Consider the following 20,357-nt stretch of genomic DNA (forward strand, 5'->3'; position numbering starts at 1 on the left):
CAACCTTACAAGCTAATTTATCGGTCGCCAGGCCGATGGTGATTTTCGGTCTCGGGAGAATGGCCGGGACATAGAGGAGGAAGACATGCATATCGCAATCATCGGCGCCGCAGGCATGGTTGGCCGCAAGCTGACACAGCGTCTCGTCAAGGATGGATCGCTCGGCGGCAAGCCGGTCGAGAAATTCACGCTCATCGACGTGTTCCAGCCCGAAGCGCCCGCCGGTTTTTCGGGTGTGGTCGATGCGCGGGCGGCTGATCTGTCCGCGCCGGGCGAAGCCGAAAAGCTGGTCGAAGCCCGTCCCGATGTCATCTTCCACCTCGCGGCCATCGTCTCCGGCGAAGCCGAACTCGATTTCGACAAGGGTTATCGCATCAATCTCGACGGCACGCGTTATCTCTTCGACGCCATCCGCATTGCCAACGGCAAGGATGGCTACAAGCCGCGCGTGGTGTTCACCTCGTCGATCGCCGTCTTCGGTGCGCCGCTTCCCTATCCGATCCCGGATGAGTTCCATACCACGCCGCTGACCAGCTACGGCACGCAGAAGGCGATCTGCGAGCTGTTGCTGTCCGACTACAGCCGCCGCGGTTTCTTTGACGGTATCGGCATCCGCCTTCCCACCATCTGCATTCGCCCCGGCAAGCCGAACGCGGCCGCCTCCGGCTTCTTCTCCAATATTCTGCGTGAGCCGCTGGTCGGCCAGGAAGCGGTTCTGCCGGTGCCGGAGAGCATTCGCCACTGGCACGCCTCGCCGCGTTCCGCCGTCGGTTTCCTCATCCATGGTGCGACGATCGACGTCGAAAAGGTCGGCCCGCGCCGCAACCTTTCCATGCCGGGCCTCAGCGCCACCGTTGGCGAACAGATCGAGGCGCTGCGCAAGGTTGCCGGTGAAAAGGCCGTTGCCCTCATCCGCCGCGAGCCGAACGAGATGATCATGCGCATGTGTGAAGGCTGGGCGCCCGGTTTCGAAGCCAAGCGCGCCCGGGAGCTGGGCTTCACGGCCGAGAGTTCGTTTGAAGAAATCATTCAGGTTCATATCGAGGACGAGCTGGGAGGTTCGCTGAAATGACTGTTGGCGGGGAGGAGAAGAAGCGGTCTGTCGCCTTTATCGGCACGGGCCTGATGGGCGGGCCGATGGCTCGGCGTCTGCTGGGTGCCGGCTTTTCGGTCACGGTCTGGAACCGTAGCGTCGATAAGGCGCAGGCGCTGGTTGCCGATGGTGCCGTTCTGGCGGCATCTCCGGCGGAGGCCGCCAGGGGTGCCGATATCGTCATTACCATGCTGAGCGACGGCAATGCCGTGGGCGAGGTACTGTTCGAGGCGGGCGTGGCCGAAGTGCTGGCCAAGGGTGCCGTCGTCATCGATAGCAGCTCGATTGCGCCGCCGATCGCCCGTGACCATTCCTCCCGGCTTGAGGCGCTTGGCATTTATCACGTCGATGCCCCGGTTTCCGGTGGCGTACCCGGCGCAACGGCCGGCACGCTCGCCATCATGGCAGGCGGGGACGAGGCATTGATCACCGGACTTGCAGATGTCTTCGCGCCTATGGGCCGGCTTACCTATGTCGGTCCTTCGGGTGCGGGCCAGCTCTGCAAGCTCGCCAACCAGCAGATTGTCGCCATCACCATCGGCGCGGTCGCCGAGGCGATGATGCTGGTGGAAGCGGGCGGAGCTTCGCGCGAAGGCTTCCGCAATGCCATACGCGGTGGTTTCGCCGAAAGCCGGATCCTGGAACTGCATGGCGAGCGTATGGTGAAGCGCAATTTCGTGCCGGGCGGTCCGTCCAAGTTCCAGCTGAAGGATCTGAACGGCGTATTGGCCACGGCGAAGGATCTCGCTCTAAACCTGCCGCTCACCCAGCAGGTCACGCGGGAATTCGATGATTTCGTTGGCGATGGCGGGGCCGATATCGACCATAGCGGCATCCTGCTTTACCTCGAAAAACTCAACAACCGGGAACAGGGCTGAAGCGATCTCATGAGCGACGACAAGACCCCCATGCGCCGCCTGCGGTCCCAGGACTGGTTCGACAACCCCGATCATCTCGACATGACGGCGCTCTATCTGGAGCGCTTCATGAATTATGGTGTCACGCCGGAAGAGCTGCGCTCCGGCAAGCCGGTGATCGGCATCGCGCAAAGCGGCAGCGATCTCACACCCTGCAACCGGGTCCATGTGGAACTGGTCAAGCGGGTGCGCGACGGCATCCGCGATGCGGGTGGCATCCCGATCGAGTTTCCGACGCATCCGATGTTCGAAAACTGCAAGCGCCCGACGGCGGCGCTTGATCGCAATCTGGCCTATCTCAGCCTCGTGGAAGTGCTTTACGGCTACCCGCTCGACGGCGTCGTTCTGACGACGGGCTGCGACAAGACCACGCCTTCGGCGCTGATGGCAGCAAGTACGGTCGATATTCCTGCGATCGTGCTCTCCGGTGGGCCGATGCTCGATGGGTATCATGACGGTGATCTGGTCGGTTCCGGCACCGTCATCTGGCGCATGCGCCGCAAATATGGCGCCGGCGAAATCACCCGCGAGGAGTTTTTGCAGGCGGCGCTGGAATCGGCTCCGTCGGTCGGCCATTGCAACACCATGGGCACGGCCTCCACCATGAACGCCATGGCGGAAGCGCTCGGCATGTCGCTCACCGGCTGTGGCGCTATCCCGGCCGCTTACCGTGAACGCGGCCAGATGGCCTATCGCACCGGCCGCCGCGCCGTCGAACTGGTCATCGAGAATATCAAGCCTTCCGACATCATGACACGCGAAACGTTTCTGAATGCGATCCGCGTCAACTCGGCGATCGGCGGTTCCACCAACGCGCAGCCGCATCTGGCGGCGATGGCGAAACATGCGGGCGTAGAGCTTCACGAAGAGGACTGGCAGGTCCACGGCTACGACATTCCGCTGCTGGCCAACGTCCAGCCGGCCGGCAAATGGCTGGGTGAAAAATATCACCGCGCCGGCGGTACGCCCGCCATCATGTGGGAGCTTCTGAAGGCCGGCAAGCTCGACGGAAGCTGTCCGACCGTGACCGGCAAGACCATGGCGGAAAATCTGGAAGGACGGGAATCGACCGACCGCGACGTGATCCTGCCTTATGATCAGCCGCTCAAGGAACGCGCTGGTTTCCTCGTTCTCAAGGGCAATCTCTTCGATTTCGCCATCATGAAGACGAGCGTGATCTCGGCGGAATTCCGCCAGCGTTATCTGAGCGAGCCGGGCCGCGAAGGCATCTTCGAAGGCAAGTGCGTCGTATTTGACGGTTCGGAGGATTATCACGCCCGTATCAACGATCCCTCACTTGATATTGACGAGCGCACCATTCTCGTTATTCGCGGCGCGGGGCCGCTCGGATGGCCGGGTTCGGCCGAGGTCGTCAACATGCAGCCGCCGGATGCGCTTCTGAAAAAGGGCATTACCAGCCTGCCGACCATCGGCGACGGTCGCCAATCGGGAACGGCGGACAGCCCGTCGATCCTCAATGCTTCGCCGGAAAGTGCGGCGGGTGGCGGGCTGGCATGGCTGCGCACCGGCGATGTGATCCGCATTGATTTCAACAAGGGCGAATGCAACGCGCTGGTGCCGGATGCAGAGCTTTCCGCCCGCAAGGCCGATGGCATTCCCGCCGTGCCGGCGGACGCGACGCCCTGGCAGCGCATCTATCGTCAATCGGTAACTCAGCTTTCGGACGGTGCGGTGCTGGAAGGCGCTGCGGATTTCCGCAGGATTGCCGAAAAAATGCCCCGGCACAATCACTGACAAAATCCCCGGCCAAGACCGGGGATTTTTCTTTTTGGGGCGGTTTCGCATTTGATTGCGACCTCCTAATGTAGCTGCGAATCCGCATTACATCCGCATCTCCGGGGGCAGGGCATGACAGATATTTCGATGATCGAGGCGGCGCGTAAGCGCATCGGCAACCATGCGGTGCGGACACCGCTGCTCACATCGCCTTTTCTGGACGAGATTGCCGGGCGTAAGCTCTTCGTGAAGGCGGAATGCCTGCAAAGGACGGGCTCCTTCAAGTTCCGCGGCGGCTGGTCGGCGGTGTCCGGCCTGCCGGCGGAGGTGCGCGCCAAGGGCGTGCTCGCCTTCTCTTCCGGCAACCACGCGCAGGGCGTGGCGCTGGCTGCCCGCCTGCATGGCGTACCCGCCGTCATCATCATGCCCTCGGATGCACCGAAGATCAAAATCGACAATACCCGTGCCTATGGTGCTGAAGTGGTGCTTTACGACCGGGCAAACGAGGATCGCGATGCCATCGGCGACCGGCTGTCGCGTGAACGCGAGTTGACGCTGATCAGACCCTTCGATGAACCGCTGGTCATTGCCGGGCAGGGGACCGTGGGGCTGGAAATTGCCGAACAGGGCGCGGAACTGGGCATTGGCGCGGCCGAGGTTCTGGTGCCTTGCGGCGGCGGCGGGCTGACCTCCGGCATTGCGCTCGCGCTTGCTGCAAAAGCCCCGAATTACAAGGTCAGGACGTCGGAGCCGGAGCATTTCGACGATGTGGCGCGCTCGCTTGCATCCGGCAGGATAGAGCGCAATGCCACGACGTCAGGCTCGCTCTGCGATGCGATCATCACGCCGCAGCCCGGTAACATCACCTTCCCCATCATGGCCCGGCTTTGCGGAAAAGGCATCGCCGTGACCGAAGAGGAAGCGTTGCGGGCCATGGTGCTTGCCTTCAACCGGCTGAAGATCGTCGTCGAACCCGGCGGCGCAGTAGCGCTCGCGGCCGCCCTGTTTCACGGTAAAGAGCTGGAAAGCGAGACGGCGATTGCAGTCACCTCCGGCGGCAATGTCGATCCGGGGATAATGGCGGACGCTCTGTCTCGCTTCGGTTGAAGCTGCGGCTGATATCAGGCCTCTAGCCGTGCCGCGACCTCGCCGGCGATCGCCAGTGACGCGGTCAGGCCGGGGCTTTCGATGCCGTACAGATTGACGAGGCCCGCAAGACCGTGGGTTTCCGGTCCATCGATGCGAAAGTCCATGGCCGGTTCGTCCGGCCCGGAAATTTTCGGGCGGATTCCGGAATAGGCCGGGGCCAGCGCGTGTTCCGGCAGGCCCGGCCAATAACGCCTTATGGCGTCGCCGAAACCCTCCATGCGGCGGGGATCAACGGCATAATCGATCGCGTCCACCCATTCCACATCCGGCCCGAACCGGGCTTGACCGGCAAGATCCAGCGTCAGGTGTACACCCAGGCCGTGGGTGTGCGGCGCGGGATAGATCAACCGCGAAAAAGGCGATTTGCCTGTCAGTGAGAAATAGCTGCCCTTGGCGAAACGCGCCTGCGGGATTACTTCTGACGGTAGTCCCTCAATCATTGCTGCCACCATCGGCGCGACAAGGCCGGCGGAATTGACAAGCAGCCGGCATGTGAGGCTGACAGGTTCCTTTCCGCCGACATGAACCCGGAAACCGTTGCCGATCGCTTCCGCCCTTTCGAACGGCGCGTTGAGCGCAAGGGCCGCGCCATGGTCTTCTGCCTCGCCAAGCAGGGCCAGCATATAGCCATGGCTGTCGATGATGCCCGTCGAGGGCGAGAGCAGGGCGGAGCTGCAGGCAAGGGCAGGTTCGAGTGAAAGTGCGTGTCGCTCACCGATCAGTTCCAGATCGTCGCACCCATTGGCTTCGCCTTTTTCGCGAAGGGCGGCGAGCAGGGGCGTTTCGTCATCGCTCGTGGCGACGATGAGTTTTCCGCAGCGGCGATGCGCAACACCATGGCTCCGGCAGAAGTCATAAAGTCGCTCCTTGCCCTCGACGCAGAGTTTCGCCTTGAGGCTTCCGGCCGGATAATAGAGGCCCGCATGGATGACTTCGCTATTGCGGGAAGACGTCGCGGAGCCGAATTCCTTTTCGCTTTCGATGATGATGACGGAAAGGCCGCGTTTTGCCAGTTCGCGGGCTGTCGCAAGCCCGATCACACCGGCTCCGATGATGATGGCGTCGATATCCGTCATGGTCTCTTGCGCATTGGCCCTGATTTTGAACGGAAACAGCCTCCGCCGCGTTGATGCTGCGCAATGGGTAGATTGATGCTTGCCAACGGGCAAGTCGCAATCCGTATTTTTCCCGATGCGCCGATCTTATGGAATTTTATCTCTACTGAAACAGTGGGGAATAAAGCTATTCTTTGCTGGAACTAAGCAATGCCCGCTTTGACGGGCCGAGCAGGAAGGGAGTTGTACAATGTCTTATTCCAAGGCAGGAAAAGTAAAAGACTTTGTCTCGCAGCCCCAGTCGCCGCGCAACTGGAGAGATTCGGTGCATGCGGCTCTTGTCGGCGTCTGCGTGGCTTTTGTCGTCGCCGTCATATTCGGTCTCGTTCCCTGATCCTCCCGATCTTTTCCATCAGGTAACTGGAGAATAAAGGCCGGTCGCTCCTCCGACCGGCCTTTTCATATTTATCGCGCCTTCAGATAATCCTCTGCCAGATCCACCCAGAAGGTCGTTCCGATCGGCAGGATATCGTCGTTGAAATCGAATTTCGGATGGTGCAGCGGCGGGTCGTTGTCGGTGCGCGCCGTACCGAGGAAGAAATAGCAGCCCGGCCGCTTCTCCAGCATATAGGCGAAGTCTTCCGCACCCATGGACGGGCGCTGCATCTCTGCCACCTTTTCCGGCCCGGCAAAACGGCGGGCGAGATCGGCGACATAATCCGTTTCCGCCTTGTGGTTGACGGTTGCGTTATAACCGCGCTCGTAATCGATGGTCACGCTCATGCCATAGCTGGCCGCCTGGCCTTCGGCGATGGCCCGGATGCGCTTTTCCAGCTCGTCGCGCACGCCCGGGTCGAAAGAGCGGATAGTCAGCAGCATCTCCGCCGTTTCGGGAATGACGTTGCTGGCAGCACCAGCATGGAATGCGCCCACGGTGACGACGGCCGACAGTTGTGGATGGATGTTGCGCGACACCACCGTCTGCAAGGCCATGATGATGCTTGCGCCGGCAACGATGGGGTCGGCCGCATCCTGCGGTTCGGCGCCATGGCCGCCATAACCCTTGACGGTGATCTTGCATTCGTCGACGGCGGCAAGGATCGGCCCGTCGCGCAGCACGAACTGCCCGAAGGGCAGGCCAGGATCATTATGCAGGGCAAAGACCGCATCGCAGGGGAAACGCTCGAACAGGCCGTCCTCGATCATGATGCGGGCGCCGCCGAAATTTTCCTCCGCCGGCTGGAAGATCAGATGCAGGGTTCCGTCGAAATTCTTGCGTTCGGCGATGATCTTCGCCGCTCCCAGCAACATGGCCGTGTGACCGTCATGGCCGCAGGCGTGCATCACACCCTGATTGGCGCTTGCATAATCCGTCCCGGTTTCCTCGTGGATCGGCAGGGCGTCGATATCGGCGCGAATGCCCAGCGTGCGCGCACTGTCGCCGTTACGTAGCGTCGCGACGATGCCGGTTCCGGCGAGCCCCCGCGTCACTTCATAGCCCATTGCCAGCAATTGTTCGGCAATGAAATCCGAGGTCTTGAACTCGGAAAGGCCGATTTCCGGATTGCGGTGCAGGTGGCGGCGAATAGCCACCACATCCGGCATATGGTTGGCGAAGGATGCGATATTCGCGGTCTGTCTGGTCATTTTCGAAGTCCCGGGTTCGGCCGTTTTTTCTGGCGCCTTTTACAAAGGACATAGCAGCATATGCGAACATGCGTAAGGGGCGTTACCGGTGCCGAAACGGCCTGAAATTCAGCGCTTGCATCGTGCCGCGACAGGTGGCATGGAACTATTGACGTCCTGGGGCATTAGCTTCTTTCGGATGTAGCGCGGGCAGTCCCGGTTCCGCGTTGCCTTTCAGGTTGTCAACGGGGGAATATCGGACTTTGCGCGAACAGTTTTCGCCGTCGGGGAGGGTGCGAAATGCGGTTGGAACGGCGATGCCGGGCCGCAGGACGTCATTTTCTTCCCATTATCGAAAATCTCGTTGCCGCACCGATCTCCGGTTTTGCAAGTATATCGGAATAAATGCAGACCAAGATGCCAGGCCTGCGGGTGCCTTCCACCTGATGACCCGTTCCGCTCGGTGTCGCGTCCGGTTCACCGAAGGTTCAGGATAAGTCATAAATATAGCGTGGCCTGATTTTCGTTCGTGTTTCCGCCATGAACGAAATGCCGGTCCAGTCGAACAAATCTCCATAAAGTTCAGAATACGAGCCCGATGTCATTTCATATCACCCCGACCGCCGCCGCCCGTGATTCCGAGACGAAGCAGATCGATCATAACGATTCGATCCGTGCGTCCTACATGACGATCGAGGAACTGCATGATGCCGGTGCCGCGCTTTCCCGCGACGGTGCCGACAGCCTGCCCGGCTTCATGGAATTCGATTTCTTCGAGCGTCACCGCGAGAATGAGAAGGAAATCCTGCGGGTCTACCGCACGACGGCCGTTGATGCGGAAAATGGTGCAACGATCACGCCGGCGGCGGAATGGCTGCTCGATAATCACTACGTCATCGAAGAAGCGATCCAGGAAGTGCGGCGCGATTTCCCGCGCAAATTCTATCGCCAGCTGCCGACGATGACGGTGGGCGGAGTGACCATTCCTCGCGTCATGGCGCTCGGCTGGCTTTATGTCGCCCATACCCACAGCACGGTTTCGCGCGAAAACATGACGGCGCTGGTGGATGGCTACCAGACGTCCAAAACGCTGCAGATCGGCGAATTGTGGGCGCTGCCGTCGATCATCCGTTTTGTTCTTATCGAAAATCTGCGCCGCATCTCCATCCGCGTCGAGCGCTCGCGCCGCATGCGCCAGAAGGCGAATGAGGTCGTCGACGAGATCATCCGGCTGAATGATGCCGAAGCATCGGCCGCACTTCTCAAGCAGGTCGATTCACTGGTCGATGATCCGACCTTTGCGACGCAGTTCCTCTATCGTCTGCGCAACGGTTCGCAGACATCGGGCTTCGCGGTCGCTTGGCTCGAAGAGCGTCTGCATGCCGCCGGCACTGACGCCGAAAACGTCATGATGTCCGAACATAACCGCCTGGCCTCCGGCAATGTGACGATGGGCAACATCGTCAAGAGCCTGCGGGAGATCGACGATACCGAGTGGTCGGTGTGGTTCGAGGAAGTCAGCCATATCGATAAGGTCCTGCGCGAGGAGACCGATTACGAGGTTCTCGATTTCGGTTCGCGCAACACCTATCGCAACACGATCGAGCTTCTGGCCCGCCGCTCACCCAAGACCGAAGTGGAGGTGGCGCGTGCCGCCGTCGAAATGGCACGGTCCGATCTGCCTGCGGGCGCTGACGAGAACCATCGCGTCAATGTCGGCTCGGTGCTCGTCGGTCAGCGCCGCTTCGAGCTTGAAAAGGCGCTGGGGTATCGGCCGCTCGCGTCGCAGCACATCGTCCGCTCGATGCGCAAGTTCAACTGGCTCGCGATCGCCGCGCCGGTGCTTCTCATTACGGCGGTCGCGATGCTTGCGGTCGGCTGGTTCCTGGCAAAGGCGGGCATGCCCTGGTATGTCGTCACCGCCTTCCTGCTGATGTTTGCGTTGCCGGCATCCGAAGGTGCTACCGGCCTCTTCAACACGCTCGTCACCTTCTTCGTGAAGCCGTTCCGGCTCGTCGGATACGAATTCAAGAACGGTATCCCTGAGGATGCCCGTACATTGGTTGCCGTGCCCTGCATGTTGACCAGCCGCGACAGCGTCGATGAGATGATGCGCAATATCGAGGTGCATTATCTCGCCAACCCGCATGGCGAGATTTATTTCTCGCTGGTGAGCGACTGGCGCGATGCGCAATACGAGCAGTCCGAAGACGATATCGAGATTCTCGATTATGCCAGGCGCGAGCTTGCGGCGCTGAACAACCGTTATGCCTTCGATGGAAAGACACGTTTTTACCTGCTGCATCGCCGCCGCATCTACAATCCGGCCGAAGGCTGCTGGATGGGCTGGGAGCGCAAGCGCGGCAAGCTGCATGAGCTGAACATGCTGCTGCGCGGCGACAAGGACACGACGTTCCTCAGCGGCGCGAATATCGTGCCGGCCGATGTCAAATACGTCATGACGCTGGATGCCGATACGCGCCTGATGCGCGATGCGGTGACCAAGCTCGTCGGTAAGATGCACCACCCGATCAACCGTCCGAAGATCGATCCGGTGTCCGGCCGCGTCGTGGAAGGTTACGGCCTGTTGCAGCCGCGCGTGACACCCTCGCTGACGACCGGCAAGGACGCATCCGTCTTCCAGCGTGTCTTCTCGATCAATCGCGGTATCGATCCTTACGTCTTTACCGTTTCCGACGTCTATCAGGACCTGACCTCCGAAGGCACCTTCACCGGCAAGGGTCTTTATGATGTGGATGCCTTCGAAGCGGCGCTGAAGGGCCGTATCGAGGAGAATTCCATTCTCAGCCACGATCTGCTCGAAGGCTCCTTCGCGCGCTGCGCGCTGGTGACCGATGTGGAGCTGGTCGAGGATTTCCCGACCCGCTACGAGGTTGAAGTCTCCCGTCAGCACCGCTGGGCGCGTGGCGACTGGCAGCTGCTTCCCTTCATCCTCGACCGTGCCCGTGGCGTCACCGCCATCGGCCGCTGGAAGATGGTCGACAATCTGCGCCGTTCGCTGACGCCGATCGCCTGGTTCTTCGCTTCGGTGCTGGGCTGGTATTTCATGGATCCGCTCGGTGCCCTGATCTGGCAGATCCTGCTGATCTTCTCGCTCTTCGTTGCGCCCACGCTGTCGCTGCTGTCCGGCCTCGTGCCGCGCTCCACCGATATCGTGCCGCAGGCGCATTTCCACACCATCTGGTCGGAAATCCGCGCCACCAATGCGCAGGTTGCACTGCGCATCGTCTTCATCGCCGATGCCGCCTGCATGATGACGGATGCGATTGCCCGCTCGCTCTATCGCCTGCTCGTCAGCCACAAGTTGATGCTGGAATGGCGCACGGCCGCCAGCATGCAGTCCAGTGCGCAGGGCAGCATCGTCGATTATTACCGGCAGATGTGGCATGCGCCCGTGGTGGCCATGCTCGGCCTCCTGTTCGCGGCGCTGCCCGGCGACAACGCCTTCCTGATCGGCATTCCCTTCACGCTGCTCTGGGTTCTCTCCCCGGCTGTTGCCTGGTATGTCAGCCAGTCGGCGGAAACCGAAGACCGGCTGTTCGTTTCCGAACATGTCTCCTTCGAGCTGCGCAAGATCGCGCGTCGCACCTGGCGTTATTATGAAACCTTCGTGACGCCGCAGGAAAACCACCTGCCGCCGGACAACTTCCAGGAAACGCCGGAACCGATCGTCGCCTCGCGCACCTCGCCCACCAATATCGGCGTCTATCTGCTGTCCGTCATATCGGCGCGCCAGTTCGGCTGGATCAGCTTTGCCGATACGCTGGAGCGGATCGAAAACACGATCCAGACCGTCGAAAAGATGGAGAAGCATCGCGGCCATCTCTACAACTGGTATCATACGGATACGCTGCAGACGCTTGGACCGCGCTATGTTTCGGCGGTGGACAGCGGCAATCTCGCCGGCCACCTGATTGCGGTCTCGTCCGCCTGCCGTGACTGGGCCGAAGCGCCGTCGGCCCATCTTCAGGGCAATCTGGATGGTATCGGTGATGTCGCCGGCATTCTGCGCGAAACGCTGAAGGCGCTGCCCGACGACCGCAAGAACCTGCGTCCGCTGCATCGCCGTCTCGAGGAACGCATCATCGGCTTCTCGAACGCTCTTGCCTCCGTCAAGCGCGAGCATGAATTCGCCTCGATCCGCGTCATCAACCTTGCGGTTCTGGCACGTGACATCCAGAAGCTCGCCACCAATGTCGATCACGAGGTGAAGTCCGCACAGAGTGCGGAAGTGACCCGCTGGGCGCAATTGCTGGTGGAATCCTGCGAGGCGCATATTTCCGACAGCGCCATCGACCTCACCAATATGGAGCCGCTGCGCCAGCGTCTCGCATCGCTGCGCGACCGCAGCCGCAACCTCGCTTTCTCGATGGACTTCACCTTCCTCTACCGCAAGGATCGTCGTCTTCTGTCGATTGGCTACCGCGTCGAAAGCAAGGAGCTGGACGAGGCCTGCTATGACCTTCTGGCCTCCGAATGCCGCCTGACCAGCCTCTTTGCCATCGCAAAGGGCGATCTGCCGACCGAACACTGGTACCGTCTCGGCCGTCAGGTCGTGCCGATCGGTGCGCAGGGCGCGTTGGTCTCCTGGTCGGGCTCGATGTTCGAATATCTGATGCCGCCGCTCGTCATGCAGGAGCGTCAGGGTGGCATTCTCAACCAGACCAACAATCTGATCGTCAAGGAACAGATGAACCACGGCCGCCGTCTCGGCACGCCATGGGGCATTTCCGAAGCGGCATTCAACGCCCGCGATCACAACATGAACTATCAGTACACCAACTTCGGCGTGCCGACGCTTGGCCTCAAGCGTGGCCTCGGCCAGAATGCGGTGATCGCGCCTTACGCGTCGATCCTCGCCAGCCAGTACGATCCTGACGGTGCGCTGGAGAACCTCGACAAGCTGCGCAAGCTTGGCGCGCTCGGCCAGTATGGTTTCCATGACGCGGTGGACTTCACGCCGACACGTGTGCCTGACGGCAAGGTCTGCGCGGTGGTTTACAACTATTATGCCCACCACCACGGCATGTCGATCGCGGCCGTTGCCAACGTCGCCTTTGATGGCGTGCTGCGCGAGCTTTTCCATTCCGATCCGGTGATCGAAGCGGCCGAACTGCTGCTGCAGGAAAAGGCCCCGCGCGAAGTGCCGGTCATGAGCGCCAAATACGAGCCGGAAACACCCGGCAAGGAACAGGCCGACCTCCTGCGTGCGGAAGTACGCTCCATTGCCGATCCGGCGGTGCGCGACCGCGAAGTGGTGTTCCTCTCGAACGGCCATTATTCGACGATGCTCACCTCGACGGGTGCGGGTTATTCGAAGTGGAACGGACAGGCGATTTCCCGCTGGAAGGCGGATCCGACCGACGACCGCTGGGGCACCTTCATCTTCCTGCGCGACACCACCAATGGACAATGGTGGAGTGCGACGGCCGAGCCGCGTGTCATCGAAGGTGAAAAGACCAAGACGATCTTCACCGACGACAAGGCCGAGTTCCACAAGACCATCGGCGATCTGCAGAGCGTGGTCGAGTGCATCGTTGCCACCGAGCACGATGCCGAAGGCCGCCGCATCACCCTGCTGAACGTTGGTTCCGAGGATCGTTACATTGAAGTGACCTCCTATATGGAGCCGGTCATCGCGTCTGAAGATGATGACAACGCCCATCCGCTGTTCTCGCGCATGTTCGTGCAGACGGAAATCGGCCGCCGCGGTGACGTCATCCGCGCCTGGCGTAACCGCCGCAGCCCGAACGAGCCGGGCACCGTCATCGCGCATCTGGCCGCCGACAATGCCGGCCCGTCGCGCCCGACGGAGTTCGAGACGGACCGCGCCAAGTTCATCGGCCGCGGACGGTCGCTGCGCGAAGCGGCGGCATTCGATGCCGGTGCGGCGCTCTCCAGCACCGACGGTTTCACGCTTGATCCGATCCTGTCGCTGCGGCGCACCGTGCGTGTGCCTGCCGGCAAGAAGGTGAGCGTGATCTTCTGGACGATTGCTGCACCGAGCCGTGAGGAAGTCGACAAGGCGATCGATCGTTATCGTCATCCGGACGCTTTCGCCCACGAACTCGTGCATGCCTGGACGCGTACGCAGGTGCAGATGCGCCATGTCGGCGTCACCTCGCAGCAGGCGGCCGCCTTCCAGCATCTCGGTCGTTATCTGACCTATCCCGACATGCATCTGCGTGCGGATTCGGAAACGCTGAAAACGGGCCTCGCTTCGCAGCGCGCCTTGTGGCCGCTTGCCATTTCGGGCGATTTCCCGATCTTCAGCCTGCGCATCAACGATGACATGGACATGGATATCGCCCGTGAAGCGCTGAGCGCCCACGAATATCTGCGTTCACGCGGCGTGATCTTCGATCTCGTCATCGTCAACGAACGGGCTGCGTCCTATGCGCAGGATATGCAGCATGCGCTCGATCATATTTCCGAGACGCAGCGCCGCATCAATCCTGCCGATGGTGGTCGCCCGCACGTCTTCTCCGTTCGCCGCGACCTGATGGACGAAGAGACATGGAGCGCGCTTCTCGCCGCTTCCCGCGTTGTGCTGCACGTGCGCAACGGCAAGATCGTCGACCAGATCAATCGCGCGGTCTCGCTGTTTGCGGCCAATCGCGGTCCTGACGGCACCTCTGATGCTGCGCAGGCCCGTCTGCCCGTGCCGGCCTTTCCGGTTGCGGAACCGGTCGAGGATGCGGGCGATCTCGATTTCTGGAACGGTTTCGGCGGCTTCGCCAGGAACGGTCAGGAATATGTGGTGCGCCTGAATGGCGGGCAGTCCACGCCGCATCCATGGATCAACGTTATCTCGAACGAGAATTTCGGCTTCCATATTTCGGCCGAAGGCGCCGGTTTCAGCTGGAGCCGCAATTCGCGCGACTACCAGTTGACACCCTGGACCAATGACCCGGTCATCAACCGGCCGGGTGAGGCCTTCTATGTTGCCGATGTGGAAACAGGAAAGCTCTATACGCCCTGTGCCGCGCTGTCGCGCGATCCCGAAGCCATGTTCGAAACCCGCCATGGTCTCGGTTATTCCGTGCTGACCAGCGTGGCGGATACGCTCGAAGTCGAGCTGACGCAGACCGTTGACCGTGAAAAGCCGGTCAAGTTCTCGCAGGTCATCGTGCGCAACAAGGGTTCGAAAAGCCGCCGTCTGAAGGTCTATGCCTATGTGGAATGGGTGCTCGGCAATAATGGCCAGAAATCCGCGCCGTTCATCCTGAGCAGGCATGATGCGGACAGCAACGCGATCTTCGCGTCGAACCCCTACAGCATCGATTATAGCGCCCGCACCGCGTTCCTTACGCTCGACAGTGAAGCCAGCGGCTTCACCACCAGCCGCCGGGAATTCATCGGCCGCTTCGGTTCGGCACAGGCCCCGCAGGGCATCGTGTCCGGTGCGGCGCTCAGCGGCACCACCGAGGTCGATGGTGATCCCTGCGCGGCACTGATGCAGGAAATCCACCTGAAGCCCGGCGAAGAACGGCACATGACCTTCATTCTCGGCGATGCCGACAATGCGGAAGAGGCTGAAGCGCTGGTGAAGGATGTTCGCCAGGCGGACTTCCTGTCGGTACTGGACGAGAGCAAGGCATTCTGGACGGGCTTTACCGGCCAGTTGCAGGTCTCTACGCCCGATGCCGGCTTCAACCACATGGTCAATAACTGGCTGCCCTATCAGGCGCTGGCGTGCCGCATTCTGGCGCGCACCGCCTTTTACCAGTCGAGCGGCGCCTTCGGTTTCCGTGACCAGCTTCAGGATACGCTGGCTTTCCTGCTCTACCAGCCGGATCTCGCCCGCAAGCAGATCCTGCGCGCGGCAGGCCGTCAGTTCCCGGAAGGCGATGTGCAGCACTGGTGGCTGCCGCTGACGGGCGCCGGTGTCCGCACGACGATCTCCGATGACGTGGTCTGGCTTGCTTATGCCATCAACCAATATGTCTCGGCGACGGGCGACGCTGCCATCCTCGATGAGAGCATTCCCTTCCTGAAGGGGCCGGCATTGATGCCCGGTCAGCACGATGCTTTCTTCCAGCCGGAAACGAGTGACAGGTCTGGCACGCTTTATGAACATGCGGCGCTGGCGCTTGATCTTGCCATCCATCGCACCGGTGAAAACGGCCTGCCGTTGATCCTCGGCGGCGACTGGAACGACGGCATGAACCGCGTGGGCGTCGGTGGCAAGGGCACAAGCGTCTGGCTCGGTTGGTTCCTGTCCGGTGCATTGCGCGATTTCATCGGTATCGCCGAGAAACGCGGAGATACCGACCGGGTCGGAAAATGGGCCTCGCACCGTGAAAAGCTGCGCCAGACGCTGGAAACGGCGGGCTGGGATGGCAGCTATTACCGTCGCGGTTATTTCGATGACGGCACGCCGCTCGGTTCCGCCGAAAGCGAGGAATGCCGAATCGATTCTCTCGGCCAGAGCTGGAGCGTTCTCTCCGGCGAGGGTGAGGAAGGCCGTTCACGCCAGGCGATGGATGCCGTCATGGAACATCTGGTCGATGAAAAGACCGGTGTCATCCGGCTGTTCACACCGCCCTTCTCGCGTGCGCCGCATGATCCCGGCTACATCAAGGGATATCCGCCGGGTGTGCGCGAAAACGGCGGACAATATACCCATGCGGCGACCTGGGTGGTTCTTGCGCTTGCCAAGCAGGGCCGCGCGCAGGAGGCCTGGAACTGCTTCAAGCTGCTCAACCCGGTCAACCACGCGCTCGACGCGGCATCCTCGGAAACCTATCGGGTCGAACCTTATGTGGTGACTGCCGACGTTTATGGTGAAGGCGCCTATGCGGGTCGTGGTGGCTGGAGCTGGTACACCGGCTCCGCCGGCTGGCTCTACCGCGCCGCAGTCGAGGGCATTCTCGGCATCACCCGCACCGACGGAAAGCTGCATATTTCGCCGTCGCTACCGGAAGACTGGAGCGGTTTCTCGGTCAAGATCGCGCTCGGCGGCAAGGCAAGAAACATCGCCGTCAGCCGCAAGGCCGGTACGGCGGAGGTTTCCGTATCCGTCGACGGTAAGGACCTGGCGGTCGGTGATGGGGTGATCTTCCTCGACTGAGACGATCAGGTCTCTGCTCGCTTTTAAACTCAGGCTCCTGCGGTGACGCAGGGGCCTGAGTTTTTGTGGGGCAGCCTTTGCCTATGCTTCGGCACGTTTACCGGATCATAGGCCCGTCGCAGTCGCCTTTGAAATCACCGGCTGAGGATCGGCGGCAATGAGCGGGCGTCCACGAGAGCCACGATCAGCGGGGCCGGATTGCCAGGTCACGATGGTCAATCACTCCGAGCAGGGACGGTGGTCGCGAGCGAGCCATTCCCCAAAGATGTTCCATGACAGGGAGCCGGCATGTATGGTCCGTTTCAGAAAATGACCGTAACGCTGGGGTCTCCGTGGGCTTCTCGATGAACTCGGTGGATCGCGGAGGAGGGGACTTTGCAGTTCAGTGCATCTTTCACAGAAACCGGCCTGCTGGTATCGCTCGCCATTCTTTCCCTGGCGTTGTCGTGTTGGTCGGCACGCTATCCTCGGAAAACGAGCGTTGGAATCCTGCTCGGCGTGCTTCTCGGAATTTTCGCATTCAATGTCGCTGCAGGTTTTGTTGCCTTCCTGGGGAATGTCCTCCCTTTCGGGCAGATAGATTTTTGGCTGTCGAACTCTTTGGCCGGAATTCTCCGATAGGCGATCCATGGTTCGCCCGGTCTCGCGAAAGCAGGCAAAGAAAAAGGGCGGACACTGTTGTCCGCCCTTGCTTCTATTGCCTCGGCCAAGGCCTCAGGAGGCTATGGCCTTCGGTCGGGGCTGCTGGCCTTCGTCTTCCGTCAGCAGGCCACTGGTGCGTAGCAGCGAGGTGAAGCGTCCGCCGCGCTGGCTCAGCTCATCGAAGGTGCCCTTTTCGATGATCCGGCCCTGATCGAGGAACAGGACGAGATCGGCATCGCGAACCGTGGAAAGACGGTGGGCGATAATGAAGGTCGTGCGGTTCTTTCTCAGTGCATCCACGGCCGCCTTCACGCGGGCTTCGGTTTCAACGTCCAGCGCACTGGTCGCCTCATCGAGGACCAGAATGGGGGCGTTCTTCAGGATGGCGCGGGCAATGGCGATACGCTGGCGCTCGCCGCCGGAAAGGCGGTTGCCGCGCTCGCCCACCTGGGTCAGATAGCCGTTGATGCGGCTGTCGATGAAATCCGTTGCCGCTGCCGCTGCTGCTGCTTCCACCACTTCCGCATCGGTGGCCGTTTCACGGCCGAGGCGGATGTTCTCGCGGATGGAACGGTTCAATAGGCCGGCATCCTGGAACACGGTCGCGATGGAGTTGCGCAGCGAGTTTTTCGTGACCGTCGAAATATCGGTACCGTCGATCAGGATCTGACCGGAATCGGGATCGTAGACGCGTTGCAGAAGGTTGATCAGCGTGGTCTTGCCGGCGCCGGTCGGCCCGACGATCGCAATGGTCTCACCGGCCTTGGCCGTGAACGAAACGTCGTGAACGCCCTGCTTGGTGTTGGCAAAACCGAAATTGATGTGGCGGAACTCCACGGTGCCGGAGACATTGGACAATTCGCGGGCATCGCCCGGCTCTTCCCGTTCCTTGACGGAATCCTCCAGAACGAAAAAGTCCTCAAGCTTGGCGCGGGCTTCGAAAATCTGCGTCACGAATTGGCGCATCTGGTCCAGACGGCCGATCAGGAGATTGGCGAAACCGATAAAGGCGATGACATCACCCACACGCAGCTCGCCGTTCTTTACAAGCACGGTGCCAATGACGAGGATGATCATCATCGAAACGGTGGAGGCCGTGCGGTTCAGAGCGCTCGCGAAAGCCCACCAGTCGAGCACGGGATATTGCGCGCTCAGGAGCTTCTCGGTGAAGGATTTCAGCGCCTTCGTTTCGGCCTCGATGCGGTTGTAGCTATGCAGCACCGATACGTTGCTGATGGAATCGCTGACATGGGCAAAAACGCTGTGATAGTGCTCCTCGACCGAAGCCTGGCCGTCCTTGGTGCGGCCCATCACCCACTTGCCGATGAACCAGTAGACGATGCCGAGGCCGATCAGGACGAAGCTCAGGCGCAGGTCCATGGCCATGGCAGTCGGGACGAGCAGCACCAGCGCCACGAAGGTGGCGAGATGCGTGCGCATGAATTCAAGCCAGAGGCCGAACAGCGTTTCACTGGCACGCAGCAGCGTATGCAGGGCATTGGACGTGCCGCGCTGATGGTGCCAAGAGAGCGGCATCGAGATAATGCGCCCGAAGGCTTCCGTCAGGAGCGTTGCGCGCCGGCCATGGGCCAGACGGTCGGCCTCGCGGGCGACCGCGACATAGGCGACGGTGTTGAAGACGCCAAAACCCGCCCACAGAATGAGGATGGGCGTGACATTGGTGCCGGAGGAAATGGCGTCAATGATCCGGCCGAACAGCACGGGTTCGGCGATGGTGATCGCTGCAAGAATGACGTTGGCGATGACGACCACCGTCACACGCCACTTATGAACGGTCAGATAGCGCAGAGCGCGTGTGTAAACCTGAAACAAGGTCAAATTTTCAATCCAGTCCGGGCGTCTTTTCAAGCGGTTGATTGTTCGGCCTCAATGCTCTGCTGCTTTAGCAAGGTTGCATGAGACGGCGAATTTTGTGTAATTATCGCTCTTTCTGTCTGAATGGCGGCTTAACAGATTGACCGCGCGTGCGAACCGAAAAAACCGAACCCGATGTTTCCCGGGGCCTGCCGTCACTAGATTTCGCATCTTCGTTTCAGGGATTGCTAACGACGATATGTTCAATCTGAACCGACCGGCGCCCGAGTAACATGACGTCATCGCGGGACCATGTCCTTCGTGTCATCCCCTTCAAGCCAAGCCCCGGACCATGTGTCTTTATGCATGATATTCTTCACTTCATCTCTGCGTGCTACCAGGCGGGAAACGCCGACCGCGTTCGCTCTGAATTCGTGACGCTTATTCGCGAATACGGTTTCGAGTATTTCCTCGTCAGCAGGCGAATGACCGGCGAACTCGCCACAACCGGCCAGATTCTCGCGCAACATCTTCCCGAAGGCTGGATCGAGGTCTACAGGGCCAAGAAATACAATCTCGTCGATCCCGTCCGCAAAGTGATCGGCATGGTGCACAAGCCGTTCCAGTGGAAGGAAGCGCTTGAAGGCCTGCCGCGCGCGATGCATCGGAAAAGGGCGAGTGTCTTTTTTCATGATGCCGGGCGTTACGGTCTGCAGGGCGGTTATGCCTTTCCCGTGCATGGCCGCGCGGGCTTCATCGGCGCGGTGTTCATCGGCGGTCAGGACCGGCAATTGCCCTCGTTGCAGGTCGAATTGCTCGACGCGGCCACGCGTGCGGTGTTCTGGCGTCTGCTCGATCTTTCGGGTCAGGCTCATCATCTCAGCAATGCGCCGGATGTTTCGGCTCTTGAGTTGACGAGGCGAGAAATGGAGGTGCTGACGCTGATGGCGGATGGCATGACTTCCACCGAAATCGGACGCCAGCTATCGATCTCCAACCACACTGTCGACTGGTATATCAACGGAATCCAGCGCCGTTTCAGCGCCAGGAACCGGCAACATACCGTAGCGCTTGCTTTCCGCCACGGTCTGCTGAGCTAGCGCAAACAGGACATTTCTCGCCGGAATTGCCCTTTCCAAGACGGGTTTTTGCTGCTTAATTCCGCAGTGCAGCAGAAAATTTGTTTTGGCGTGTGGGGAGACCGTCTTGAAGATATCGAAAATACTTGT

Annotated in this window: 11 protein-coding genes; 8 read left to right on the forward strand and 3 right to left on the reverse strand. The window is 60.8% G+C overall.

Going from position 1 to position 20,357, the window contains the following annotated elements; genetic code table 11:
- Positions 1-85: 85 nt before the first annotated feature.
- The 4 genes from denD to O3S81_RS24005 all read left to right on the forward strand — a co-directional run bounded on the left by denD (position 86) and on the right by O3S81_RS24005 (position 4,854).
- The gene (denD, locus tag O3S81_RS23990) at positions 86-1,072 is read left to right on the forward strand and encodes a D-erythronate dehydrogenase (protein ID WP_269347232.1); all 987 of its coding nucleotides are present in this window, start codon (positions 86-88) and stop codon (positions 1,070-1,072) included.
- Complete coding sequence (locus tag O3S81_RS23995; RefSeq protein ID WP_269347233.1) at positions 1,069-1,971, forward strand: NAD(P)-dependent oxidoreductase; 903 nt, start codon at positions 1,069-1,071, stop codon at positions 1,969-1,971. The genes denD and O3S81_RS23995 overlap by 4 nt, the downstream gene beginning before the upstream one ends.
- A 9-nt stretch (positions 1,972-1,980) precedes the next feature.
- The gene (locus tag O3S81_RS24000; RefSeq protein ID WP_269347234.1) at positions 1,981-3,765 is read left to right on the forward strand and encodes an IlvD/Edd family dehydratase; all 1,785 of its coding nucleotides are present in this window, start codon (positions 1,981-1,983) and stop codon (positions 3,763-3,765) included.
- Positions 3,766-3,879: 114 nt separating this feature from the next.
- Positions 3,880-4,854, forward strand: coding sequence for a threonine ammonia-lyase (locus O3S81_RS24005; RefSeq protein WP_269347235.1), 975 nt, complete (start codon positions 3,880-3,882; stop codon positions 4,852-4,854).
- Positions 4,855-4,868: 14 nt separating this feature from the next.
- On the opposite strand, the gene O3S81_RS24010 is transcribed toward O3S81_RS24005, so the two are convergent.
- Complete coding sequence (locus O3S81_RS24010) at positions 4,869-5,972, reverse strand: NAD(P)/FAD-dependent oxidoreductase (protein ID WP_269347236.1); 1,104 nt, start codon at positions 5,970-5,972, stop codon at positions 4,869-4,871.
- A 229-nt stretch (positions 5,973-6,201) separates the two neighbouring features.
- On the opposite strand from O3S81_RS24010, the gene O3S81_RS24015 reads away from it, so the two are divergent.
- Positions 6,202-6,345 carry a hypothetical protein gene (locus O3S81_RS24015; protein WP_269347237.1) on the forward strand — a complete coding sequence of 48 codons (144 nt, stop codon included), beginning with the start codon at positions 6,202-6,204 and terminating at the stop codon, positions 6,343-6,345.
- Between the two features lie 71 nt (positions 6,346-6,416).
- On the opposite strand, the gene O3S81_RS24020 is transcribed toward O3S81_RS24015, so the two are convergent.
- Entirely contained in the window at positions 6,417-7,598 is a 1,182-nt protein-coding gene (locus O3S81_RS24020; protein WP_269347238.1) for a M20 aminoacylase family protein, read from the reverse strand.
- A 577-nt stretch (positions 7,599-8,175) separates the two neighbouring features.
- Here O3S81_RS24020 and O3S81_RS24025 point away from each other — a divergent pair.
- Positions 8,176-16,671, forward strand: a complete 8,496-nt coding sequence (locus tag O3S81_RS24025; RefSeq protein ID WP_269347239.1) for a GH36-type glycosyl hydrolase domain-containing protein — start codon at positions 8,176-8,178, stop codon at positions 16,669-16,671.
- 375 nt (positions 16,672-17,046) lie between these two features.
- The gene (locus tag O3S81_RS24030) at positions 17,047-17,292 is read left to right on the forward strand and encodes a hypothetical protein (RefSeq protein ID WP_269347240.1); all 246 of its coding nucleotides are present in this window, start codon (positions 17,047-17,049) and stop codon (positions 17,290-17,292) included.
- Positions 17,293-17,385: 93 nt separating this feature from the next.
- On the opposite strand, the gene O3S81_RS24035 is transcribed toward O3S81_RS24030, so the two are convergent.
- The gene (locus O3S81_RS24035; protein WP_269347241.1) at positions 17,386-19,152 is read right to left on the reverse strand and encodes a glucan ABC transporter ATP-binding protein/ permease; all 1,767 of its coding nucleotides are present in this window, start codon (positions 19,150-19,152) and stop codon (positions 17,386-17,388) included.
- A 338-nt stretch (positions 19,153-19,490) separates the two neighbouring features.
- Between O3S81_RS24035 and O3S81_RS24040 the strand changes: the two genes are divergently transcribed.
- On the forward strand, positions 19,491-20,228 hold the full coding sequence (locus O3S81_RS24040) for a helix-turn-helix transcriptional regulator (protein WP_269347242.1): 738 nt from the start codon (positions 19,491-19,493) through the stop codon (positions 20,226-20,228).
- Positions 20,229-20,357 lie beyond the last annotated feature (129 nt).

The organism is Agrobacterium sp. SOY23, from assembly GCF_027212525.1.
Classification (GTDB): Bacteria; Pseudomonadota; Alphaproteobacteria; order Rhizobiales; family Rhizobiaceae; genus Agrobacterium; species Agrobacterium tumefaciens_I.